At 43.1% G+C, this 25,042-nt stretch carries 21 protein-coding genes, 2 tRNA genes and 1 other RNA gene; 12 read left to right on the forward strand and 12 right to left on the reverse strand.

Annotated elements, in window-relative coordinates:
* Positions 1–123: 123 nt before the first annotated feature.
* Positions 124–3,225 carry a multidrug efflux RND transporter permease subunit gene (locus tag GVV58_RS05000; protein ID WP_159516096.1) on the reverse strand — a complete coding sequence of 1,034 codons (3,102 nt, stop codon included), beginning with the start codon at positions 3,223–3,225 and terminating at the stop codon, positions 124–126.
* Positions 3,226–3,483: 258 nt separating this feature from the next.
* On the reverse strand, positions 3,484–5,085 hold the full coding sequence (locus GVV58_RS05005) for an isocitrate lyase (RefSeq protein ID WP_159516097.1): 1,602 nt from the start codon (positions 5,083–5,085) through the stop codon (positions 3,484–3,486).
* 662 nt (positions 5,086–5,747) lie between these two features.
* Here GVV58_RS05005 and GVV58_RS05010 point away from each other — a divergent pair.
* The 3 genes from GVV58_RS05010 (at position 5,748) to GVV58_RS05020 (ending at position 8,515) form a co-directional block, all read left to right on the forward strand.
* Positions 5,748–6,737, forward strand: coding sequence for a LysR family transcriptional regulator (locus GVV58_RS05010; protein ID WP_005097703.1), 990 nt, complete (start codon positions 5,748–5,750; stop codon positions 6,735–6,737).
* A gap of 127 nt (positions 6,738–6,864) precedes the next feature.
* Positions 6,865–8,187, forward strand: a complete 1,323-nt coding sequence (locus GVV58_RS05015; protein ID WP_005097704.1) for a hemolysin family protein — start codon at positions 6,865–6,867, stop codon at positions 8,185–8,187.
* Between the two features lie 46 nt (positions 8,188–8,233).
* A complete protein-coding gene (locus GVV58_RS05020; RefSeq protein ID WP_005097706.1) occupies positions 8,234–8,515 on the forward strand; it encodes a hypothetical protein in 282 nt (93 codons plus the stop codon).
* Positions 8,516–8,567: 52 nt separating this feature from the next.
* Here GVV58_RS05020 and GVV58_RS05025 read toward each other — a convergent pair whose 3' ends face one another.
* A complete protein-coding gene (locus tag GVV58_RS05025; RefSeq protein ID WP_159516098.1) occupies positions 8,568–9,074 on the reverse strand; it encodes a hypothetical protein in 507 nt (168 codons plus the stop codon).
* Between the two features lie 174 nt (positions 9,075–9,248).
* On the opposite strand from GVV58_RS05025, the gene GVV58_RS05030 reads away from it, so the two are divergent.
* From GVV58_RS05030 to GVV58_RS05040, 3 genes are all read left to right on the forward strand, one after another.
* Positions 9,249–9,977: a hypothetical protein gene (locus GVV58_RS05030; RefSeq protein WP_159516166.1), complete on the forward strand. Its 729-nt coding sequence runs from the start codon at positions 9,249–9,251 to the stop codon at positions 9,975–9,977.
* 171 nt (positions 9,978–10,148) lie between these two features.
* A tRNA-Leu gene (locus tag GVV58_RS05035) sits at positions 10,149–10,234 on the forward strand.
* Between the two features lie 91 nt (positions 10,235–10,325).
* Positions 10,326–11,009, forward strand: a complete 684-nt coding sequence (locus GVV58_RS05040; RefSeq protein WP_100329093.1) for a hypothetical protein — start codon at positions 10,326–10,328, stop codon at positions 11,007–11,009.
* A 32-nt stretch (positions 11,010–11,041) separates the two neighbouring features.
* On the opposite strand, the gene GVV58_RS05045 is transcribed toward GVV58_RS05040, so the two are convergent.
* The 4 genes from GVV58_RS05045 to rlmE all read right to left on the reverse strand — a co-directional run bounded on the left by GVV58_RS05045 (position 11,042) and on the right by rlmE (position 15,158).
* On the reverse strand, positions 11,042–11,356 hold the full coding sequence (locus GVV58_RS05045; protein WP_005169878.1) for a DUF5713 family protein: 315 nt from the start codon (positions 11,354–11,356) through the stop codon (positions 11,042–11,044).
* Between the two features lie 108 nt (positions 11,357–11,464).
* Positions 11,465–12,316, reverse strand: a complete 852-nt coding sequence (folP, locus tag GVV58_RS05050) for a dihydropteroate synthase (protein ID WP_159138239.1) — start codon at positions 12,314–12,316, stop codon at positions 11,465–11,467.
* A 169-nt stretch (positions 12,317–12,485) separates the two neighbouring features.
* Positions 12,486–14,375, reverse strand: coding sequence for an ATP-dependent zinc metalloprotease FtsH (gene ftsH / locus GVV58_RS05055; protein WP_100355633.1), 1,890 nt, complete (start codon positions 14,373–14,375; stop codon positions 12,486–12,488).
* A 132-nt stretch (positions 14,376–14,507) separates the two neighbouring features.
* Positions 14,508–15,158, reverse strand: coding sequence for a 23S rRNA (uridine(2552)-2'-O)-methyltransferase RlmE (gene rlmE / locus GVV58_RS05060; RefSeq protein WP_005097715.1), 651 nt, complete (start codon positions 15,156–15,158; stop codon positions 14,508–14,510).
* Positions 15,159–15,353: 195 nt separating this feature from the next.
* Here rlmE and yhbY point away from each other — a divergent pair, with 195 nt between their 5' ends.
* The gene (gene yhbY / locus GVV58_RS05065) at positions 15,354–15,677 is read left to right on the forward strand and encodes a ribosome assembly RNA-binding protein YhbY (protein ID WP_005097716.1); all 324 of its coding nucleotides are present in this window, start codon (positions 15,354–15,356) and stop codon (positions 15,675–15,677) included.
* 11 nt (positions 15,678–15,688) lie between these two features.
* Positions 15,689–16,228, forward strand: coding sequence for a DOMON-like domain-containing protein (locus tag GVV58_RS05070; RefSeq protein WP_005169863.1), 540 nt, complete (start codon positions 15,689–15,691; stop codon positions 16,226–16,228).
* Between the two features lie 155 nt (positions 16,229–16,383).
* On the opposite strand, the gene GVV58_RS05075 is transcribed toward GVV58_RS05070, so the two are convergent.
* Positions 16,384–16,608: a hypothetical protein gene (locus tag GVV58_RS05075; protein ID WP_159516099.1), complete on the reverse strand. Its 225-nt coding sequence runs from the start codon at positions 16,606–16,608 to the stop codon at positions 16,384–16,386.
* A 101-nt stretch (positions 16,609–16,709) separates the two neighbouring features.
* Entirely contained in the window at positions 16,710–17,198 is a 489-nt protein-coding gene (locus tag GVV58_RS05080; RefSeq protein ID WP_159516100.1) for a hypothetical protein, read from the reverse strand.
* Between the two features lie 308 nt (positions 17,199–17,506).
* Here GVV58_RS05080 and carA point away from each other — a divergent pair, with 308 nt between their 5' ends.
* From carA to GVV58_RS05100, 4 genes are all read left to right on the forward strand, one after another.
* Complete coding sequence (carA, locus tag GVV58_RS05085) at positions 17,507–18,646, forward strand: glutamine-hydrolyzing carbamoyl-phosphate synthase small subunit (RefSeq protein WP_005097721.1); 1,140 nt, start codon at positions 17,507–17,509, stop codon at positions 18,644–18,646.
* A 17-nt stretch (positions 18,647–18,663) separates the two neighbouring features.
* Positions 18,664–21,894, forward strand: a complete 3,231-nt coding sequence (gene carB / locus GVV58_RS05090) for a carbamoyl-phosphate synthase large subunit (protein WP_005097722.1) — start codon at positions 18,664–18,666, stop codon at positions 21,892–21,894.
* Between the two features lie 92 nt (positions 21,895–21,986).
* Positions 21,987–22,463, forward strand: a complete 477-nt coding sequence (greA, locus tag GVV58_RS05095; RefSeq protein WP_005097724.1) for a transcription elongation factor GreA — start codon at positions 21,987–21,989, stop codon at positions 22,461–22,463.
* A 575-nt stretch (positions 22,464–23,038) separates the two neighbouring features.
* Positions 23,039–23,665, forward strand: coding sequence for a CatB-related O-acetyltransferase (locus tag GVV58_RS05100; RefSeq protein ID WP_159516101.1), 627 nt, complete (start codon positions 23,039–23,041; stop codon positions 23,663–23,665).
* On the opposite strand, the gene GVV58_RS05105 is transcribed toward GVV58_RS05100, so the two are convergent.
* From GVV58_RS05105 to rnpB, 3 genes are all read right to left on the reverse strand, one after another.
* Entirely contained in the window at positions 23,649–24,371 is a 723-nt protein-coding gene (locus GVV58_RS05105; RefSeq protein WP_159516102.1) for a hypothetical protein, read from the reverse strand. The genes GVV58_RS05100 and GVV58_RS05105 overlap by 17 nt on opposite strands.
* Before the next feature lie 122 nt (positions 24,372–24,493).
* Positions 24,494–24,570 (reverse strand) — tRNA-Met (locus GVV58_RS05110).
* Positions 24,571–24,642: 72 nt separating this feature from the next.
* Positions 24,643–25,020, reverse strand: an RNA gene (gene rnpB / locus GVV58_RS05115) — RNase P RNA component class A.
* Positions 25,021–25,042: the final 22 nt, after the last annotated feature.

A 25,042-nucleotide genomic window follows, 5' to 3' on the forward strand; every position in this document is an offset into this window, starting at 1 on the left:
TGGTTATAAGCGCAAAGGCGTGGATTTTAGCATCATCCTCCGAACATTACCCTTGCTCTCAGTGCATCTAAATCATCACAGCCGGATTGAGTCAGGCTATGGATTGTTTTTCTGAGCGCACGATCATGAATCAACCGGTTCTTTTTTAGCCATTAAACTTCGAATCATCACATACATAAAGGGAATAAAAATTAGCACCAGCACGGTTCCAAAAATTACGCCGCCGAATACACTGACACCAATTTCCTGACGGCTTACCGCACCTGCTCCCGTGGCAAAGACCAAAGGTAAAATTCCGGCGCCAAAAGCCAAGGAAGTCATCAGGATCGGACGCAGACGCAGGGAAGCACCTTCCAATGCTGCCTCCACCACCGATTTTCCCTGTTGCTGTGCCAGCGAAGCAAATTCCACAATCAGAATGGCATTCTTACAGGACAAGCCAATGGTGGTCAGCAAGGCAATCTGAAAATAGATATCATTCGGGAAGCCAGCCAAATAACTGAAAATAATATTGCCGCCAATACCAAGAGGAATTGCTGACATTACCGCCGTTGGAATACTCCAGCTTTCATACAATGCGGCCAGACACAGGAAAATAAAACCTATCGAAATCAGATACAGCCAGATGGCCTGATTATTGGACTGTTTTTCTTCAAAGGATAAACCGCTCCAGACCACATCTACACCGTCCTGTTCAGCAATCAGCGCCTCTACATCCTGCATGGCCTGACCGGAGCTGCTGCCTTGAGCCCGATCTGCTTCCATCTGTAGTGCGGTATAGCCCATGAAACGGTTGACCACTTCCGGACCACCACTCCAGTCCACTTGCGAGAAGTTACTAAAAGGCACCATTTGATTCTGGTCATTGCGGACATGCCATTGTGCCAGATCTTCCGGCTTGGAACGAAATTCGGCATCGCCCTGCATGATCACCCGTTTAATCCGGCCGCGATCAATAAAGTCATTGATATAACTGCCACCCCAAGCGCTAGATAAGGTGCTGTTAATTGCCGTTTGGGTCAGACCATTGGCCATGGCCTGTTTTTGGTCAATATTGACGCGTAGTTCGGCTTTTTCAGGATTAGAACGTTTACCCAGATTTTCAAAGCTTGCATAATTGCCAGCCTGAGCTTCCAGTGCCTGAAATTGCTGTTCCAGATACTGCCGGCCATTACCATTGATATCCCGAATCCAGAAATCCAGACCATCGGTTTGTCCCAGACCATTGACTGACGCGGGCATGGATACGTTGATTTGTGCATTAGGGTTACTTTGAAAATGCTTCAAAGCCCGTTCACGAATCGCGGGTGCGGTATTGTCCTGACCGGAACGTTCATTCCAGTGTTTTAATGCCACAAAACCGGTGGCCAGATTCTGGCCAGTTCCCGAGAAATTGCGGCCATAACGAATCATCACCAGGCTGACATTGGCCTGTTCCTGATCCAGAAAATATTTACGAACCTCTTCTCCGACCTGAATGGTATTTTTCATCGGAGCACCTTCCTGCACTTTGATTTGCAGGCTTAAAATCCCCTGATCTTCACTCGGCAAAAAACTGGTTGGCAAAGCACGGTAAAACAGTGCAAAGACACAGATCAAGCCGGCAAAAAGCAGTAAACAAATGGCCTGATGCTGAGTCGTGACTTTGGAAAGATGCAGATAACGATACTTTAAATGATCCAGCTTCTGGTTAAACCATGCCGCCCATTTTGCCGGTTTTGGATTCGGTTTCAGAATGAGTGCACACAGTGCTGGGGTTAGAATCAAGGCCACCAATAAGGATAAGGACATGGCCGCGACCAAAGTGATGGAGAACTGTCGGTAGATCACCCCGGTAGAACCGCCAAAGAACGCCATCGGAATAAATACAGCAGTTAGAACTAAGGTAATTCCGACCAATGCCCCACTAATTTCCTGCATGGACTCTAACGCCGCCTCTTTGGCAGACAAATGCTGTTCATGCATCAGCCGTTCCACGTTTTCTACCACCACAATCGCATCATCAACCAATAGACCAATGGCCAGAACCAAAGCGAATAAGGTCAAGGTATTGATACTCATGCCCAGTGCATACAGCACTGCCATGGTTCCCAAAATCACCACCGGCACCGTTACGGTAGGAATCAAGGTGGCACGCCAGTTCTGCAAGAAAATGAACATCACCATGATAACCAGAATGATCGCTTCGATCAGGGTTTTGACCACCTCTTTAATCGACTCTTGTACAAAGGGCGTATTGTCTCGTGGATAGGCAATTTTATAGCCTTCGGGCAATTGCTGGGAAATACGGGCAACTTCAGCTTTAATCAAGTTTGAGGTGGCAATGGCATTGGCACCTGAGGCCAGAGAAATTCCAAGACCTGCCGAAGGATAACCATTATTGGTGCTATAAGACTGATAACTTTCAGCACCAAGTTCGACCCGTGCAATATCTTTTAAATAAATAAAACTACCGGCACGATCCGATTTGACAATAATATTCTGGAATTCTTCAACGGTTTTTAGACGGGAACCCGAGGTGACTTTAGCATTCAGGTATTGTTCATCCACTGCCGGCAAATCCCCAATCGCGCCCGCAGCCACCTGAGTATTCTGAGCTTCAATGGCGGCACGAACATCGCTTGGCATCAGCTTATACTGTTTGAGTTTTCCTGGATCCAGCCAGATCCGCATCGCATATTGAGAACCAAAAACATCGACTTCACCAATGCCTTCAATCCGGGAAATGTCCTGCTCCAGATGTGTCATCAAGTAATCAGAAAGTTCAATATTGTTACTGCGGCCGGACTCATCATACAGGCTGATCACCATATGGGTATCGCCGAGAGATTTAAACACGTTAACGCCCTGGCGTTGGACATCTTCCGGTAAACGGTTCAATACCCCATTAATCGCATTTTGTACCTGAACCTGTGCTGTATCGGGGTCGGTACCATTTTCAAAGCTGATGCTGACCCGGCTGCGCCCTGAAGAATCACTACTCGAACTAAAATACAGTAAATGGTCAATCCCTTTAATCTGCTGCTCCAGCACCTGGGTCACGCTTTCTTCCACAGTTTCCGCAGAAGCGCCACTATAGGTTGCTGCCACCGTTATCCGTGGCGGGGCAATATCCGGATAACGTTCCACTGGCAGGTTCATCACTGCGAACAGGCCAATCGCCATCACGACAATCGCCAATACCCCAGCAAAGATCGGGCGGTGGATAAAAAATTTAGACAGCATAAGTCCGAGTCACTTTTTAATTAAATAGGGATGAATTTAGACCAAATACGAGCAAGCTATATCTAAGTATTCAGTGACATAGCAGTAAAATGCAAGAATTAAACACATAATAACTGTGATAAAAACCAATCATGGAGAAATTATGGATGATCTTACTTGAATACTTTCTTGAGGTTGCCATTTCCTATTTATTAATAGCATTTTTCCAAATAAAAAACCCTGCAGATGCAGGGTTTTTTGGTGAATCAATTCAGCAGATTAAGCACTGAACTGGTTCATTGTGTTTTTAGCGTCATCACCAGCTTTCAATGCATTGTCACCAGCGAAGATTTCTTTGTGGTCATCACCGATGTCAGAACCAGCCATTGCCTGGTGTTTAACACATGCGATACCGCCGCGGATTTCTTTACGTTGTACGCCAGCAACATAAGCCAACATGCCTTCAGAACCGAAGTAACCTTGAGCAAGTTCATGCGTAGAAAGTGCAGCTGTGTGGTAAGTCGGAAGTGTGATCAAGTGATGGAACACACCCGCTTCACGCGCAGCATCTGCTTGGAAGGTACGAACTTTTTCGTCAGCTTCAGCAGCCAGTTCAGTTGCATCGTACTCAGCGCTCATTAACTTAGCACGGTCGTAAGCAGAAACGTCTTTACCTTCAGCAACCCAACGGTCATACGCTTGTTGACGGAAGTTAAGCGTCCAGTTGAATGAAGGTGAGTTGTTGTATACAAGTTTCGCATTTGGAACTGTTTCTTTCACACGGTTTACCATGTGAGCGATTTCAGCAACGTTTGGTGTCGCAGTTTCGATCCAAAGAAGATCCGCACCATTTTGCAAGCTGGTTACACAGTCAAGTACAACGCGGTCAATTTGCGTGCCTTCACGGAACTGGTACAAGCCAGAAGCAAGACGTTTAGGACGGTGAAGTTTGCCATCACGTTTGATCAGGATTTCATCTTCTTGTGCATCAGCGATATCAATTTCAGATGTTTCCAAGTAGCTGATATATTGAGAAGCGATGTCGCCTGGCTCTTTAACCACTGGGATTTTTTGAGTCAGGTCAGCGCCTTCAGAGTCAGTACGTGCAACGATGATACCGTCGTCAAGACCCATTTCAAGGAATGCATAGCGAAGTGCGTGGATTTTCGCGATGAAGTCTTCGTGTGGAACTGTTACTTTACCAGCTTGGTGACCACATTGTTTCGCGTCAGAAACCTGGTTTTCGATTTGTAGTGCACAAGCACCCGCTTCGATCATTTTCTTAGCAAGAAGGTAAGTCGCTTCTTCGTTACCGAAACCAGCGTCGATGTCCGCAATAATTGGCACAACGTGAGTTTGGAAGTTGTCGATTTGTGAAGTGATTTCAGCTGCTTTAGCAGTGTCGCCCGCTTCTTGTGCTTTTTTAAGGGCACGGAACAAGTCGTTTAATTCTTTCGCGTCAGCTTGACGTAAGAAAGTGTAGATTTCTTCGATCAATGCAGGAACAGAAGTTTTTTCGTGCATAGATTGGTCAGGAAGTGGACCAAATTCTGAACGAAGTGCTGCAACCATCCAACCAGAAAGGTAAATGTAGCGACGTTCAGTCGTACCGAAGTATTTTTTGTTCGCAATCATTTTTTGTTGTGCGATGAAACCATGCCAGCAACCTAATGATTGAGTGTATTTGCTAGAGTCTGCATCATAAGCAGCCATATCACGACGCATAATTGCCGCGGTATATTTCGCAATGTCTAAACCAGTTTTGAAACGGTTTTGGATTTGCATACGCGCAGCATCTTCAGGACTGATGTCTGCCCAAGTGTTACCGAATTTCGCTTTCAATTCGCGGATTGCATCAATCGCTGTTTGGTATGTAGTCATGATATTTTCCTGTAATAATATTAGGATTTTTCTGCAACGAACCGTTCAAATCACACCCTCAGTAACTTGTTTAGATTTTCGCCGGTCCGTTGGGATAGCTAAAGATTAGTGGGCTTATGAAAATTAATCCAATAGTCTGCAAGAATCTTCAGTATTTATTTAAAAAATGAGTAGATGAAAGTCTTAGTATAATCCTGTGATGTTAAAATAAGATATTGTTTTATTTTATATTTTACTAAAATAAAATTGATCGTTTTTCCTTCATACTGCTTAAAAATAATTCATTAGACTTAAGTCTGGGCTTGGCTCAAATCCACTTTTATTAAAAAATAATCATGATTTTGAATTATTTCTTAGGCTGAAGCATTTATCAAGATAGCACACTTTTCACGCAATTATTCACGCAATTACAGCTGTATTTTTAAAGTTTAAAGCTTGGCTATGGAGCTGTTGATCTGCATACATGAAAATACTGAATCTTTGCTTAGCCCGTGCTTCTACTCAGTCGAATAAAATCATTAATCATTCAGCTTAAACCTGCATAAATTCCCTAGATTTTATCTGCATTCTCATGGCTTTTTTTTCATCGGCGCTTTACACAAAGCCCGGCAGTTATGGCATAATCAGCATAATTTCTTGTATTTATTCTCGGTATTTCTTTTATGAATCTGGAGCGGGTCGATCTCAATCTATTAATTTATCTTGATGTACTTCTTCGCGAAAAAAATGTCACCCGTGCAGCCGAACAATTGGGCGTTACCCAGCCTGCCATGAGTAATATTTTACGCCGATTACGCAATTTATTTAATGATCCTCTCCTGATCCGTTCTTCTGAAGGCATGACACCAACAGAACGTGCACTTGAGTTACAGCCACGTATCCGCGATGCGCTGGCTGACTTGTCCATGATTCTGGAACCGCGTACCGAGTTCCGTCCTTATACGTCAAATCGTGTCTTCCGGATTATGACCTCGGATTATGCCGAAGCGACACTGGTTCCTCGGCTGGTCAAAGCCTTACGTTCAGAAGCACCGAACGTGGTCTTGGACTTTCTAACCCCGAGTGATGTGTCTTATCGCGACATGGAACAAGGCAAAGTTGATCTGGCGATTAACCGTTTTAATGAAATACCGCAAAGTTTTCATCAGGTTCTGGTCTGGCGTGACAGTTTTTCCTGTTTATTAAACAATAAACACCCGGCTGCAACCAACCTGAACTTAAAAAGCTATCTGGATGCACAGCATATCTGGGTCTCTAAAACCGGTATGGGTGTGGGCTTCGGGGTCAACCCGGAGAAACAGGCCGGTTTAGGCTGGATCGATCAGGCTTTGGAACGTATTGGCCAGAAACGTAAAATCTCGGTCTTTACCCGTCATTATCAAATGCCAGGTTTATTGGCCTCCAATGTCGATCTGGTGGCAACCCTGCCTTCACGGATCGCACGCCTGCAAGCCAAGAATCATAATTTAATTCTGAAAGATCCTCCATTTTATATTCCCGAATTTGAACTCAAAATGGCATGGTGCCCTCTATTGCATCATCACCCTGCACATCGCTGGTTACGTCAGCTGATTTTGTATGTTGCGCGTCAAATGATTGAGGAAGAAAATCGTGAATTCCTGAGCAATAATTCTCAATTTTCACACTATTAAACTCAAATTCTTCTAAATTCTTATTTTTTAAGATTATACTTTGAAGGCTTGAGAGGTAGTTTTTACACCTCAAGCCTTTTTTTGTGTTAAAAATATCCCAAGATACTATTCATCCACAGGTGGATTTGTGAGCCTCTTACAAAATATCGTGATTATCTTAATACTCATCGCGGGGGCCGGTTTTTTATCTTTAACAGAAATCGCCCTCGCAGGTGCCCGTAAAGTCAAACTGAAAATTCTGGCTGAATCGGGTGAACATCGCGCTCAAAAAGTTTTAGATCTACAAGAAAATTCTGCTGACTTCTTTGCAGCCTCTCAAATCGGTTTAAATGCAGTCGCCATTCTTGGCGGTATTTTAGGTGAAGGAGCCTTCCGTCCTTATATTTTTAATTTTGTTTCCCGCTTTTACCAGGGTCCTTGGGCTGAAAATATTAGCTTTGCACTTTCCTTTACTGTCGTCACTTCTTTATTTATTCTATTTGCAGACTTGATGCCGAAACGTCTGGCCATGATTGCACCAGAAAAGATCGCAGTCTCGGTCATTGAACCCATTCAGATTTTCATTAAAGTCTGTAAGCCTTTGGCCTGGCTCATTAATGTTATTGCCAACATGCTGTTCCGTCTGTTTAAAGTGAATACCATTCGTGATGATAATATTACCTTTGATGATATTTCCGCAGTGATGGATGCAGGTGCGCAGGCTGGCGTACTGCAAAAACAGGAACATCATTTCATTGAAAATGTATTCGAGCTGGAAGAGCGTAATGTACCTTCGAGTATGACTACCCGTGAGAATGTGGTGTTCTTTACCCTAAATGAACCAGAAGAAAGTATTCGGCAAAAGCTGGCGGAATATCCCTATTCCAAGTTTCTGGTGTGTAGCAATGACATCGACAGTGTGATTGGTTATGTCGATGCCAAAGATATTCTGGTACGGATTCTGAATAACCAGTCGCTGCTACAGTTAAATGAAAATACCATCCGTAATGTCCTGACCATTCCGGATACTTTAACTTTATCGGAAGTTCTGGACCGTTTTCGCTCGACCAAGGAAAAATTTGCCGTCGTCATTAATGAATATGCGCTGGTGGTTGGGGTGATTACCCTCTCCGACATTATGATTACTGTAATGGGCGACTGGGTGACACCAATTGAAGCCGATCAGCAAATTATTAAGCGTGACAATAATTCCTGGTTGATTGAAGGCAGCACGCCAATTGAAGACATGAAACATGCGCTTGAAATCGACTCAATGCCAGATGAGGAAAATTACGAAACACTGGCTGGTTTTATGATGTTCAAGCTGCGTAAAATTCCGCGTCCTGCCGATACCGTCATTCATGCCGGTTATAAATTTGAAGTCGTCGATGTCGATCATTTCAAGATTGACCAGTTGCTGGTGACTCGGATCATTGAAATCAATCCATTAATTCAGGAAGAATCAGAATAATCTGATTCTTCCTCTATTTTAAAATAAAAATCATAAGGATAGAGTGATGTCCATTTCTGCGCTGTTGGCTTGTTTTAGTTTTTATTCAGGACTGTATTTAATCTATTTCTTTTTTGCTCAACAACAAAATCCGCTGTTCTTGTTTTTAGCGATCATTTTATTGATTTTTGCTTGCATCATTACCCCTTATGGTTACCAGCGTCACCGTGGCCATTATGACCGAACCATGAGTTGGGGACAGTATTTGGCCATACCTTTGATTTTATGGGGACGACTATTTATCGTTCCTATCAGTTTTATTTTAAGTTTGTTTTATTCAAACCAGTAAATTCAATCATAAAAAAGCACCTAACGGTGCTTTTTTACATCTATTGAGGTGCTTAGATCTTTGTTAACAATGCATCTAAAACAGCTTGATAGTGAATCTGGATATCATCTTCTAGAATCTTGTAAGCATTGTCGAACTGCACCATAGGCCAGCCTTCTTTCCAGAATGGAAAAATATTATGCAGGTCATGGGTAACAATCGCATCTTCACGCAGAATTGCTTGGGCAATTTGTGACAGTACCTGTGCAGTTTCAGCACCATCAATCGCCATATAATCAATTCCGCGCACTTTTAAAATACGGACGCGGTCTTTTTTATAACGGATTTTTTTGATTTGTGCCGTATTCAGGCCCAAAGCCAAAGATACCGCTTCGACAAATTTGTCTTCAAATGACTGATTCAATGCCACTAACGCTTCTTTATGCGCTTCCTGACGACCAGCTTTACCACCCTGACGAATCACTTCTTTCGCCTCAGTATTTAGTTCATCCTTTTTCATGCTTTGCAGGATGTCTAAAATTTCGATGTCGCTTAACGCCTCAGGAGATTGATCAGTCATAAACTGTCCTTAAAAAAATAAATCTTGAATCGGCTATTTTCGCATAATTCGTGGCTAAAAAACTAAAATCTTCGTGATTAAAGCAATGATAAGCGCTGAAAATGGATTTGTCCTGTGATTCTGCGTCAAATCGACTATAGTGCCTGTGTCTATTTCTGAATCAATCTCTGGATGATGCCCACTACCCAAGTGACTTTGTTGCTGCAGCAACTTCAACAACAGTATCCGACTGCATTTAAAGGCAATTACCTGTTCTATAGCCAGATCAAAATCCGTGGGATCTGGGATAAAGCCAAGCTTTTGATTCCCTGGGTCTTGGCGGCCATGATTTTTATTCCCGTCAGTTTGATGTTCGGTGACGTCATAAAGCAATCTTTTGTGCAAGTGAGCGAATTTCAGGCGCAAAGTTATGCCATTTTGGCGATACTGTTGTTCCTGATGTTGAGTCTCACCTTAATTCTGCAACAGGTTCAGCATTCTTCTTATTCGCTATATCAGTTATTACGCCATACCCCAATCAAGATGGCTGTGGTGATTCTACTACAAACCTTAAATCTGTTTTTTGTACAAAGTAGCCTACTGATGTGGAGTTTATTCTTTTTTGGAGTGAGCTTTGGCTTTATCCGTTTTTATCGGGAAAACTTGTTCCGGGAAAACAGCCAAAATACTGAACATTATCAGTTGCAACAATTACGTAGAATCTGCTTCTGGGCTTATAAACAGACCTGTATGCTTCGACTAAAATTACGTTTTTGTTCAAGCAATCATCCTCGGCATGCCGAACTAAAACAGCAATTAAATCACTATGCCGAATTATATACCCAGCTGCTGAAACATGAGCATCAATACTGTAAAACCATCAAGCATCTGGATGTCGACAGTTATTTGGACGAGAACTCATAGTGCTCTATCATTTTGATTAGCCATCTTGAATATTTTTAATAAGGGTCCTTAAAAAAACAGATTGATTTGCTAGTTTTTTTTAGAGAGAAGCCACGGAATTGCTTGAAAAGAAAGCAATCATTTAGAAATGTGCTTGCCAAGCTTTATTTCGTCCTCTATTATTGCGCACATGCCCGAGTGGTGAAATCGGTAGACACAGGGGATTTAAAATCCCCCGCCCACAAAGCGTGCCAGTTCGAGTCTGGCCTCGGGCACCATTTTAATCTTTATTAAAATGGTGCAATAGAAAACCCAGCATTAGGCTGGTTTTTTTGTGCCTGAATTTTATTCTTTTAGCGCGAAATCCTCATGTCAGAATTAAAATACTTCGATCTCGCCACATTACAATTACGCCATCCAGACGCTTTTTTCCTGAAGCTGCGTTATAGCCGCTTCAAATTTAATGCCCTGCAAAATCTCCAGTTTGTGATCGCGATTAATTTACTGTCTCTTTTAATCTGCGTGGCCTGTAGCATCAGCTCAGTACTTCTGGAATATTATTTTTTCAAGAATGCCACGATCGCCTTTAATGTCACCTTGATCATGTTAATGGCCCTGCTTTATCCCTATATCTGGTATGCACAATATCAGGCGCAATTCAGCTCCAAAGCCTATAGTCAGCGCTTGCAGAACTGTCTGTATCTGCAAATTCCGATTTTTCTGGTTTTATTGCTGAATCTGTATGTAATTCATTCAGATATGTTGGTGATCATCAGCATGATCATTTTAGCGCTTTCCTCTTTTGGCGCTGTGACCTTAGAACCTTTATTTAAAAGTTCTTGTAGTGCAATTGATCAGATCAAACTGCAAAAACTGCGGCAGCTGGCCTTTTGGGCCTATCAACAGTCCAGATCCAAAACACCGCAACCGATTCAGGACCAGTCAAATCTGCAGGCTTATTACCAGAATCTTTATCAGCAATGCATGCATGAAGAGCAAAAATTACTCAGCTCGATTCGCTTTAAAAGTTTTAAAGACTATTTCTACAAATAATAAAAAACCCTGCAGTAGCAGGGTTTTATCGATCACCATTCACGATTGGTAATCAGCTCTTCCATTTCAATCTCGAACAACCCGTGCTCTTGCACCACCATCATCATGGCTTCGGCAATATAATCTGCAGCGGTATCATCCAGAGATGAATCCAGATCTTCAAACTGCGGTTTCATGGCATTAATATCAGCAACGGTCAGATGGGCAAGCTGGTAAATTTCTTGATCTGACAAAGCTGATTTAGCGACTTTTTGGGCAAAATGTTCGATGTGCTGTTTGATTTCAGCAACCAGAATATCGGGATAATACGCATCATCGAACATGGGGAGAAGTAAATCTGCAAACATTACAGGCACTCTAAAAGATGACAATTTAATCTAAGCGTGCCTATATAGCACATTGTTGCCTGAAAGCCAAACAACATTGCCAGATGCTTACTCTCCCGCCATCAATGTCTACGCCATCTGCATGGCTTGCCAGACTCTAATCGCATCCGCTGTCGCTTTCACATCATGTGCCCGTACCATACAGGCGCCCTGCTGAATACTGAGCAAATGTGCTGTTGCCGAACCCACCGCACGCGCCTGTGGTTCTGCGCCATCTAAGACAGCCCCAATAAAGCGTTTACGTGATAAGGCAGATAAAATCGGATAACCCATTTCTGTCAATTTATAAAATTCTTGAAGCAGCTTGAGATTTTGCTGGGCATTCTTGGCAAAACCAAACCCCGGATCAATCATGATATTTTCGGCTTTTACTCCTACATCCAAGGCATCCTGAACACGTTGAGATAGTTCGCCAATCACCTCGGTAGTGACATCCTCATATTGATCCAGATTGTTCATGGTGGTCGGCTCACCACGCATATGCATAATGATTACCGGAATATTTAATTCAGCGGCCGTTACTAAGGCATTGGGGCGGGTCAACGCACGGACGTCATTCCAGATATGCGCTCCGGCCTGAACCGCTGCACGAATCACTTCTGGTTGTGAAGTATCAATCGAGAGAACAACATCATGTTTTGCTAAGGCTTCAACCACAGGCACCACGCGGCGGATCTCTTCCTCTACGTCTACCACAGCGGCACCCGGACGGGTCGATTCCCCGCCGATATCAATTACGGTCGCACCTTCAGCCATCATCTCCAGCGCACGTGCAACTGCATCTTCTTTTTGATTATGCCGACCACCATCACTAAATGAGTCGGGGGTGACATTGAGAATTCCCATCACATGCGGCTGAGATAAGTCCAGTTTTAACTCACCAAATGTCCATACATGTGGTCGTAAAGGCATCAGCTGCATGTTTCCATTCTCGTTCACAATAATTCGAATATTGTCTTATGGATAGAGCAATAAAGCAAAGCTCGATAAGACATTTTCCCATTAGTTTTGAGTTAAATATAGCATTCAGAAAATTATCATAAAAATGACTGACATAAAAAAACCACCCGAAGGTGATTTTTTATTTAACTTAGTTGGCTGGCAATGGCGGTGGCGTTAACGGGCCATCATCTGGGGTTACATCAATCACAGGATTTTCTGCAACATAGACTTTTGGCGGTTGAGGCTCACGACCTTCCATAATGTCACGGATTTGATCACGATCAATAGTTTCCCATTCCATCAAGGCTTTGACCATCGCATGGGCAACATCTTTTTTACTTTCCAAGATATCGCGTGCGACTTTATATTGCTCATCCAGAATACGACGGATTTCACGATCGACTTCTAACTGGGTCGTTTCAGAAATACTGCGGCTACCAATACTGCCCATAAACGATTGCTGTGCATCTTCTTCATAGACCATGACGCCCATTTTGTCAGACATACCGTATTTGGTCACCATCGCACGTGCCATTTTAGTTGCACGTTCGAAGTCGTTTGAAGCACCTGTCGACATTTGGTTAATGAAGACTTCTTCTGCAATGCGACCACCAAACAAAATAGAAAGTTCATTCAACATTTTGTCTTTATAATGGCTGGTTTGGTCAAATTCAGGTAGCTGCCAGGTCACGCCCAATGCCCAGCCACGCGGCATAATGGTGACTTTATGCACAGGGTCTGTACCCGGCAAACTTTCAGCAACAATCGCATGACCTGCTTCATGATAAGCCGTCGCACGACGCTCTTCATCACGCAGCACCATCGACTTACGCTCAGGCCCCATATACAGTTTGTCTTTTGCATCTTCGAAGTCATGCATATCGACAGTATTCTTGTTACGGCGTGCAGCAAATAAAGCAGCTTCATTCACTAGGTTGGCCAATTGCGCACCCGAGAAGCCCGGTGTACCACGTGCAAGTACTTTAACGTCGACCCCTGTGACTGAAGGCAGTTTTTTCAAATGCACATTCAGGATTTGTTCACGACCTTTGATGTCTGGCAAACCAACCACAACTTGACGGTCAAAACGGCCTGGACGAAGTAATGCTTTATCCAGTACATCTGCACGGTTGGTTGCAGCAATCACGATAATACCTTCATTGCCTTCAAAGCCGTCCATTTCCACCAGCATCTGGTTCAGCGTCTGCTCACGTTCATCGTGACCACCGCCTGTACCTGAACCACGGTGACGACCGACTGCATCAATCTCATCAATAAAGATGATACATGGTGCATGACGTTTTGCCTGTTCGAACATGTCACGCACACGCGATGCACCAACACCCACAAACATTTCCACGAAGTCAGAACCTGAAATACTAAAGAATGGCACTTTAGCTTCACCGGCAATGGCTTTGGCAAGCAAGGTTTTACCTGTACCTGGAGGACCGACCATCAAAACACCACGTGGAATACTTGCACCGAGACGTTTAAATTTCGTTGGGTCTTTCAGGAAGTCGACAATTTCAACCACTTCTTGCTTGGCTTCATCACAACCGGCAACATCGACGAAAGTGACTTTAATCTGGTCTTCAGACAACATTTTGGCTTTAGACTTACCAAAACTCATTGGGCCGTTTTTACCACCTGCACCGCCACCCATGTTGCGCATAAAGAACATGAATAACAAAATGATTAAAAGCACAGGGAAACTTGCAATAAGCAACTGCATGAGCAAGCCTTGACGTTGTGGTGCTTCACCTTCGACCACAACATTATTTTTAATGAGGCTTGGCATCAGCTCAGGATCCTGAACTGCCGGACGAATACTTTCAAACTCTGAACCGTTTGATTTTTCGCCACGAATTCTTTCGCCGTCAATAACAACTTGTTTAATTTGGCCAGCATTGACCGCGGCAACAAACTCTGAGTAGTTCATTGTAGTCGGTTGATTGCGGTCACTGACGTTGCTGAAGATTAACACCAGCACACCCAGTATCACGAGCCACAATACGGCATTCTTAAAAAGATCGCTCAAAGCTTTATTCCCATTCCAATCTAATTTGATCATGCCCTGTTCAGGGTGACCTTAATACTTAAGCTGTAAATTAACTTACAATTATCTGAAAACGTACAAAATGCACAATTTTTAACGACTTGGCAAGTAGACTTATTTTAAAGCCTTCTTGCGTCCCTGCCCGATCAGGAAAACTTCTTTAGAGCGAGCACGTGATGCCAAGGGTTTAGATGTTTTCAGAATATCAAAACTATCAACCACTTGCTTACGGAATTCATCAAAACCTGAGCCTTGGAAAACTTTTACCACAAATTGACCTTTGGGGCCTAGCACCTTATTGGCAAAATCCAGTGCAAGTTCACACAAGTAAATCTGACGCGGTTGATCTACAGCCTTATTACCTGATGTATTGGGGGCCATATCTGAAATTACAACGTCTACAGTACGACCATCTAAAATTTCTAGCAGTTTTTGGAAAACTTCTTCTTCACGGAAGTCACCTTGCAGAAAAGTGACATCTGGTAAAGCATCCATTGGTAAAATATCAGATGCAATCAATAAACCCTTATCGCCAACAAGTTTACCGGCAATCTGTGACCAGCTGCCTGGCGCTGCGCCCAGGTCGACCACAGTCATACCAGGTTTAATGATTTTATACTTTTCTTGCATTTCTAAGAGCTTATATGCTGCACGCGCACGATAGCCTTCCTTTTGTGCCTTTTTCACATAAGGATCGTCTAAATGCTCTCTCATCCAATCACGACTACTTTTAGATAACTTTTGGTTGGTAATGCGTGTAGCCATAACTCTCTAAATAAAAAAATGTCTCATTATTAATTGTACGTGAAAAAGACTTATTTTGCAGTATACATGTGTATCTAAATCTAAGGCTTTTGCTCTCTCCGTGGACAGATTGAATATGATTATTTCCTGATAATTTACAGCGTTTATTTTTTGCTTTTGCTATACTAAGCCGTTTTAAAATTCAGGTTATCTCTCATGGCGGCTTTATCTATTCAGGAACGTAAGCGTTTACGTCAAATCGGACATACACTTAACCCAGTCGTGATGCTAGGTGACAAAGGTCTGACGGAAAATGTCATCGAAGAATTAGCGCGTGCTTTAAACGATCACGAACTGATTAAAGTTAAAATTGTCGCTGAAGATCGTGAAGCGCGTGCAGCGCTGATTGCTGAAATTTCAGAAGCGACTGGTGCTGAAGTGGTTCAAACTATTGGTAAAATTGCACTGCTTTATAAGAAAGCGGCAAAACAGAACCAAAAATTGTCCAATCTTGTTCGTTTCGCTCATTTGTCTAACTAAGTACAGGACTTATGGCAAGTTACGAACTTAGCGCATTTGATCGCCGTTTTCAGGCCATCTCTCTGGTTGCTGCCATTGAACAGCAAGGTCCATGTAGTTTAAATGTGGGCTTCTGGATCCGCGATCCCAATCATTACATCCTGTGGCCAGACATGGTAGCTGCACATCCCCGTCAGGATTTCTTGTGGGAACAGACCTGCTTTGAAATTTTTATTGGGGTTCAGGGTGAAGATTTTTATCGTGAGATTAATCTCTCCCCTTCTCAGGCCTGGCAGGCTTATCAATTTGAAGAATACCGCTATCCTGAAGATATGCCACCACAAGCTGCAGATGATATTGAGCTGAATCAGCTCAAACGTACCCATTATGGTCTCAATGTCAGTGTGGATCTGACCGATTTTATGGCAACACATAAACTCAAATGGGAAAACTTGTTCCTGGGTTTATCTGCTGTTTTAAAAACCTCGCAAGGTGACCAGTACTACGCGATGCAGCATAGTAGTCCTCAGGCAGATTTTCATAATAAACGTGACTGGTTGCATGTATTTTAGATCAATCAAACCTGTATATCCTCTGTCTGAATCTGTAATAGGCTGATAAAACGTGAGACTTGAAGTCTCACGTTTTTGTTTGTATCTAAACAAAGTAGTTAGCTGTGTATGGTTATTTTGCATTTTCTTGTTTTTGAACATCTTAGAGTAGCATTTTAATGAGGTAACTGATGCTGGCTCCGAATGGCTTTCACTGCAGCATAAAGAATAAAAGTAAAAGTGAGTACCATGAGCAGAACAGTCCCCAAAACCAGCCCCTGTACGCCCAAACATAACACAATCACACCCAGATAAAGTATGCGCCCCAAGCCGCTTTCCAGATTAAGCAGCATAATCAATATCAATAAAACAAGCACACCTACCAAATAATGCCGTGGCATCGTAACCCCTTCTGATTATTATTGTGAGTCCGTTTTGCTACATAAAGACAAAGGAGAACATGTGATTGTTCTCCTTTTAAAGAGCAGCCTTTCAACGCAGTTTAACTTTTCAGCTCAGGCTTTTTGTCTGAACTTTCTGCTTTCACTACCGGCTTGACTTTTTTCAGCACTTCAATGGTGCTGTCTTTAGAACGTTTTAAGGTATCGGTCAAATGCTCTTTATGTTTGGTCGAAATCTGACTGACATCCTCTTTCAGTTCCTTGCCCAGACTGGACAAGTCTTCGATCACTGCATTGAATTCTGTTTTGATAAAGCTCTTCAATTCAGTTAATTCTTTTTGTGAACCGAAGATCTGCTCCTTTAAAGTGTCAATTCGCTGCAACACCTCCTGCTTAAATTGGCGCAATTGTTCCTGTACGGTATCGGTCAATTGCTTGGCTTCAACTTCAAGCTTTTCTTTACTTTCTTCGATGCTTTCAAGTGCTTGATCTTTCGCCTCTACTGCTACTTTTTCAAGCTTCTCGGCAGTTTCTGCCACGACGCTCGGGCTGGCTTTTTTGGATTGGGTAGATTTTGATGCTGTAGTCATTTGTCTTGTTCCTATTGTTATATTGACTGAGCTATATTAGTAGACTTGATAAAATTTAAGATTTGATTTGTCTGACAATTATTAATTGCTTACATTTTTTCATCCTGTTTACAAAACAGACTTCCATTCAAAAAGCAAGGCATTTATCTTATACTTTCGCTGCAAAGCCATTGGACTTCAAGCATCATTCTGCGTATAATGCCGTGTTAAGTTCAAGCGAGCAGACATAGGAGGGTAGGTTTAAAAATTAGCCTTCCTTTTTTTTCGTCTTCTCGCTTTTTTACAGCCTAAATTTCAGGAGCTTTGGTTTGAGCACCCCAGCAATTTTAGCCCTTGCCGACGGAACTATCTTTAAAGGTACTTCGATTGGCGCATCGGGTAGTACGACTGGTGAAGTCGTTTTCAACACTGCCATGACTGGCTATCAAGAAATTTTGACTGACCCGAGTTATGCACAGCAACTTGTGACACTGACTTACCCGCATATCGGTAACACAGGCTGCAATGAAGAAGACGCTGAATCAGGTCGTATTCATAAAGTTTGGGCCAACGGATTGATCATTCGTGACCTGCCTTTATTGCACAGTAACTTCCGTTCAACCCAATCATTAGCTGAATATTTGGTACAACACAATGTTGTGGCAATTGCGGATATCGACACGCGTAAATTGACACGTATCCTACGTGACAAAGGTGCGCAAAATGGCTGTATCCTTGCTGGCGAAAATATCACTGAAGCAGAAGCGCTTGAAAAAGCACGTGCCTTTAGCGGTTTAAACGGTTTAGACCTGGCAAAAGAATGTTGCGATCCTGAGGGCTTTGAGTGGACTGAAGGCTCTTGGGCATTAGGCAAAGGTTTCTCTCAACCTGAACTTAAATTCCATGTTGTTGCATACGATTACGGTGTCAAAACCAACATCTTACGTATGCTCGCAGACCGCGGTTGTAAACTGACTGTGGTGCCTGCGCAAACTCCTGCTGCTGACGTACTTGCTCTGAATCCAGATGGTGTGTTCCTCTCGAACGGCCCTGGCGATCCAGCTGCATGTGACTACGCAATTGAAGCTGTAAAAACAATTGTAGAAACCACTGAAATTCCAGTATTTGGTATCTGTCTGGGTCACCAGATCCTTGCACTTGCAAGTGGCGCCAAAACACTAAAAATGCCTCACGGTCACCACGGTGCCAACCATCCTGTGCAAAACCTTGAAAATGGTACAGTGATGATTACTTCTCAAAACCACGGCTTCGCAGTTGATGAAAGCAACCTGCCGGATGTATTGCGTGTAACGCATCGCTCACTGTTTGATGGTACTAACCAAGGTATTCATCGCACAGACAAGCCTGCGTTCAGCTTCCAGGGTCACCCTGAAGCAAGCCCTGGTCCACATGACTGCGCACCATTGTTCGATCATTTCATCGAACTTATCGAAGCATCTAAGAAGTAATTAAGGAAGCATCATTCATGGCTAAACGTACTGACATTAAAAGCATCTTAATTATTGGTGCGGGTCCGATTGTCATCGGTCAGGCATGTGAGTTTGACTACTCAGGTGCTCAAGCATGTAAAGCCCTTCGTGAAGAGGGCTACCGCGTTATTTTGGTCAACTCGAATCCGGCGACCATCATGACCGACCCTGCAATGGCAGACGCAACGTATATCGAACCGATTACCTGGCAAACTGTTGCACAAATTATTGAGAAAGAACGCCCAGACGCAGTTCTTCCCACCATGGGCGGTCAAACTGCATTGAACTGTGCCCTTGCCCTTGATGAGCACGGCATTCTAGAAAAATACAATGTTGAATTGATCGGCGCGACCAAAGAAGCGATTGAAAAAGCTGAAGACCGCAAACTCTTCGACCAGGCAATGCGTAAAATTGGTCTTGAATGTCCAAAAGCAGATATTGCCGAGTCAATGGAAGAAGCTTTAACTATTCAAGCACGCTTCGGCTTCCCTGTGATTATCCGTCCATCATTCACGATGGGTGGTTCAGGCGGCGGTATCGCATATAACCGTGAAGAGTTCATTGAAATCTGTGAACGCGGTTTCGATCTTTCTCCGACCAAACAGTTATTGATTGATGAATCTTTAATTGGCTGGAAAGAATACGAGATGGAAGTTGTTCGTGACAAAAATGACAACTGTATCATCGTATGTACCATTGAAAACTTTGATCCAATGGGCGTGCACACCGGTGACTCCATCACTGTTGCGCCTGCACAAACGCTGACAGATAAAGAATTCCAGTTACTTCGTAATGCATCTTTAGCTGTACTTCGTGAAATTGGCGTAGAAACAGGCGGTTCAAACGTTCAGTTCGGTATCAACCCGAAAGACGGTCGTATCGTTGTGATCGAGATGAACCCACGTGTTTCTCGTTCTTCTGCCCTTGCATCTAAAGCAACGGGTTTCCCGATTGCGAAAATCGCGGCGAAACTGGCTGTAGGTTATACCCTTGATGAGTTGAAAAATGACATCACGGGCGGTACAACACCGGCTTCATTCGAACCTGCGATTGACTACGTTGTAACGAAAATTCCTCGCTTCAACTTCGAGAAATTCCCGCAAGCAGATGCAACTTTGACGACTCAGATGAAATCTGTCGGTGAAGTCATGGCCATTGGCCGTAACTTCCAGGAGTCTATGCAAAAAGCGCTTCGTGGTCTTGAAGTCGGTGCTTCTGGCTTCGATGAAAAAATCGAAATCGGTGCTGAAGGTGCGAAAGATAAAATTCTTCAAGAACTTAAAGTGCCAGGTCCTGAGCGCATCTGGTTCATTGGTGATGCATTCCGTCACGGCTTTACACTTGATGAAGTATTTGCTGCAACCAATATCGACCCTTGGTTCCTGATTCAAATCGAAGACATCATTAAAACTGAAGAACAGATTAAATCTTTAGGTTTTGGTGATTTGAACGCGGACAACATCCGCAGCTTCAAACGTAAAGGTTTATCGGATCTTCGTATTGCAGACTTGATGGGCATTTCACAAAAACAATTCCGTAAACACCGTTGGAACCTGGGCGTAACCCCTGTTTACAAACGTGTCGATACATGTGCTGCAGAATTCGAATCTGATACAGCATACATGTACTCAACTTACGATGAAGAATGTGAAGCAAATCCATCAACGCGTGACAAGATCATGGTGATTGGTGGCGGGCCTAACCGTATTGGTCAAGGCATCGAGTTCGATTACTGCTGTGTACACGCAGCGCTTGCAATGCGTGAAGATGGTTATGAAACCATCATGGTCAACTGTAACCCTGAAACGGTTTCTACAGATTACGACACATCAGACCGTTTGTACTTCGAACCAATCACATTGGAAGATGTGCTTGAAATCGTACGTATCGAGAAGCCTAAAGGCATTATCGTGCAGTACGGTGGTCAAACACCTTTGAAATTGGCTCGTGCTTTGGAAGAAGCCGGTGCGCCAATTATCGGTACATCTCCAGACGCGATTGACCGTGCAGAAGACCGTGAACGCTTCCAGCAAATGATTCAGCGTCTGCAACTTCGTCAACCGAACAACAGCATTGTAAAATCTGCTGAAGAAGGTATGGCTGAAGCAGCGAAAGTTGGCTATCCACTCGTTGTACGTCCATCATACGTTCTTGGCGGTCGTGCCATGGAAATCGTGTATAACGATGACGAATTGAAACGCTACTTACGTGATGCAGTTCAAGCATCAAACGAAGCACCGGTTCTTCTTGACCGCTTCCTTGATGACGCGATCGAAGTTGACGTGGACTGCGTATCTGACGGCAAAGACGTTGTAATTGGCGGTATCATGCAGCACATTGAACAAGCGGGTATCCACTCTGGTGACTCAGCATGTTCGATTCCTCCTTACTCGCTTTCTCAAGAAGTACAGGACGAAATGCGCCGTCAAACTGTTGCAATGGCAAAAGAACTGGGTGTAATCGGTTTGATGAACGTTCAGTTTGCAGTAAAAGGCACTGACGTTTACATTCTGGAAGTGAACCCACGTGCATCACGTACTGTACCGTTCGTTTCTAAATGTATCGGTGAGTCTTTAGCAAAAGTTGCTGCACGTTGTATGGCAGGTCAATCTCTAGAATCTCAAGGATTCACTAAAGAGATTATTCCTCAGCACTTCTCTGTAAAAGAAGCGGTGTTCCCATTCAACAAATTCCCGGGTGTTGACCCAATCCTTGGCCCTGAGATGAAATCGACTGGCGAAGTCATGGGTGTTGGTAAATCATTTGGTGAAGCGTTCTATAAAGCTGTATTAGGCTCGAACGATCGCTTACCAGGTAAACCAACTGAAGGCGAAGTAAAACATGCATTCCTGTCTGTTCGTGATTCAGATAAGCCGCATGTCGCGCGTATCGCTCAGCAACTGGTAGACTATGGCTTCAAGTTGCTTGCAACGGGTGGCACATACAGTGTGATTACTGAAGCGGGTATTGCATGTGAACGTGTGAATAAAGTAACCGAAGGCCGTCCTAATATCGTGGACCGCTTGAAAAATGGCGAAATTCACCTCATTATCAATACATCTGAAGGTAAACAGGCTCAGCAGGATTCGTTCTCGATCCGTCGCTCTGCGCTACAAGGTAAAGTGTATTACACGACCACCTTGAACGGTGCTGATGCTGTATGCCAAGCTTTAGCAATCAAATTGCCAATGGATGTATATCGCTTGCAAGACCTAACTAAAGGTTAATTAAGTTTCCAAGAAGTCCCGCTACCTTCTTGGTGGCGGGCTTTTTTTTATTTATAGATTTTATATCTTTCAACTGACTTTTGAGGGACAACATGCAACGTTATCCTATGACTCCTGAAGGCAAAATTGCCTTAGAGAAAGAATTACATCAACTGAAAACCGTTGACCGTCCTCGTATCACGGCTTCGATTGCGGAAGCACGTGAACACGGCGACTTAAAAGAAAATGCAGAATATCACGCAGCGCGTGAACAGCAAGGTTTCTGTGAAGGCCGTATTCAGGACATCGAAGGGAAACTGGGCGCTTGCCAGGTCATTGATGTGAAAGAACTTGAGCAATCAGGTCGTGTGGTTTTTGGTGTGACAGTGACAATTGAAAACCTGGATACTGAAGAGCAAAAAACTTACAAGATTGTAGGCGATGACGAAGCAGACTTTAAGATCAACAAGATCTCTGTGAACTCACCAATTGCACGTGGTCTTTTAGGTAAAAACGAAGGCGATGATGTGAAAATTACGACACCAAATGGTGAAGTTGAATACGAAATTGTGAAAGTTGAATATATCTAAGCTTTAGATATTTACAACAATTAAAGCCCCTCAATTGAGGGGTTTTTTATTGCAAAACTATTGATTTAGCTTTAATTTATGAGCAAATAATAAAATAGATAACAAAAAATGGATGATCGCTTCATACACGCTTTTTACTATGCACTTGGCGGTTTGATCCTTGGTGTTGCCATCGCGATCAACTGGTCATACTTCATCGACATGCATACCAGTTCTGTCCTGATTATTTCAACCGCGATACTCAGCTGCGCAATTCTGGGCTTTCATTTTCCCAATTGTATTGCTCGTATTTTTAGTATCTTTTGGAATTTGTTCAGATAAAATTTTTCATAATTTAAATTATATTCTTCACCCCCTTGTACACTCAGCATATATTCTGAGGATGTTATTCCATAGGGACACAAAGCCATCATTACAAATCAAAATTCACAATAAAATTGCCTTTCCTTTTAGGAAAGGAAGAACACTACTCGACAAAGGAGAGGCCTTATTTAAGAATCCCCCCAAAATCCCACTTTTTCAAAGGGGGACTTTTGTTTGATATAATCCCCCCACCTTCTAAACGCCATATACGCATGTCTGAAAAGTTAATTAATTCTCCTGTGAATCACTGGTGTGAATTCGAGTTCATCTCAAAAACGGTGAAGAATCCGAATATTCATATCAAGGGGAATTACTCTTACTACTCAGCCTATTGGGATCAGGGGTTTGAGCGTTGTGTAGTGCGTTATTTACATGACAAGCCCGCCACACCCGAGAAGCCGATTGATCAGCTCCATATCGGTAATTTTGTCTGTTTTGGCGCAGAATGCGTGATTATGATGGGTGGTAACCAACTCCACCGTACCGACTGGATTTCAGCGTTTCCGTTCGATACACGCAGTTTTGTGCCTGCTGGCGATACATTCATTGGCGATGGTTGCTGGATTGGCTCACGTGCCATGATTATGCAAGGTGTAACGCTTGGCGAAGGTGCTGTGGTGGCAACAGGTGCCGTGGTCACCAAAGACGTTCCATCATACGCAGTGGTCGGTGGCGTGCCTGCCAAAATTATTAAATATCGTTTTCCTAAAGCAGATATAGAAAAACTGCTTTCTCTTAAGCTCTATGACTTAGATGAAAAGCAGTTTTTAAAAATGCGTGAGCAGTTGCAAACGGATGATGTTAGATCACTGCTACATGCCTTTACTGCGCTTGAATAAAAGGGATTAACGCCAAACTCCGCTGTTTATATTCGTCGATTTTATTATTCTTAAGCCAGTTTATATTCAAATAACTTAAACGCCATTCATAATAAGCCAATCCTACATCTCTATAGCTGATCTTAAGTACGGTCTCCTTCTGATCATCACAATAATTATTCTTTTTATCTTTCATATCTTTGTAGCAGGAAAGTCGATTCTGGTATTCGTAAAAAGGTAAATGCTCGAAGACCAGTTTTGTCTTTCCTTTTGGAAGTAATTGAATAAACTGTGCATTCTGTTCACCTGCATCATTTGAAACCCAGCCATGAATTAAGGCAATAGCATAACTATGCCGATTGAGTGGGTATAAGGCAGGATATATAAATTCTATACCACTCTTATCCTCTTTAAGCGCATAAACCTGTTGATACGTGGTTAGATCCCAATAATCAATGATTTGATATTTTCCAAGATTTTTTGAAAGCTGAATAATTTGTAAATTTTCATCAATTAAATAATATTTTTCAGCTTCAGCAATTTTAACTACCCAAAGTTTTGCATCACGCTCATCACAACTAAATTTTACTTTTTGACAAATTGATCTTATTTCTGCTTTGGAAATATTTTTTTCTTTAAAAGGAAATGACTTAATTGAATCTGCAGCAAAAACAGGCAAAGCCATAAATAAAATTAAAGTTGATAGCATTAAATTTTTAATCATCATACATATTCTTGTTATTTGTTTTATTTTAACTATTGTAGTGCTTTTCAGATTTTCCACCAACATCATCACCAAATATCAGACATAAAAAAACCCACTCAATCGGAGTGGGTTTTTTCAGAATATGGTGGCTATGACGAGACTTGAACTTGTGACCCCCGCATTATGAGTGCGGTGCTCTAACCAACTGAGCTACATAGCCTTAAACTGTGCGCGCATTATGAGATTTTCTTTAAAGAGCGTCAACCCCATAATGCACTGTTTGATCAAAATTTGTTGAAGTGAGCCGATAAGCCGGGTTCTGTCGTGAACGATCATTCCTCTAGGCGCACAATCACTCATGCGCTCAAGCGACCTACCCGAATCCAGCATGGGCCATGCCTAATGGATTCCTATTTGGTCTTGCTTCCGGTGGGGTTTACCTCGCCATGAACTGTTACCAGCCATGCGGTGCGCTCTTACCGCACCCTTTCACCCTTACCTCCGATTCCGATTGCTCGAAAACATAATGAAGGCGGTCTTCTCTCTGCTGCACTTGCCGTCGGTTTACACCGCCCAGGCGTTACCTGGCACCTTGCCCTATGAAGCCCGGACTTTCCTCCCCTGCTTCAATCACGGAGATCTCCACAGCAGCGATCGTCTGGCTCACTTCGAGCGGCATAGTACCAAATATC

Source organism: Acinetobacter sp. 18QD2AZ41W, from assembly GCF_009829025.1.
Classification (GTDB): domain Bacteria; phylum Pseudomonadota; class Gammaproteobacteria; order Pseudomonadales; family Moraxellaceae; genus Acinetobacter; species Acinetobacter pseudolwoffii.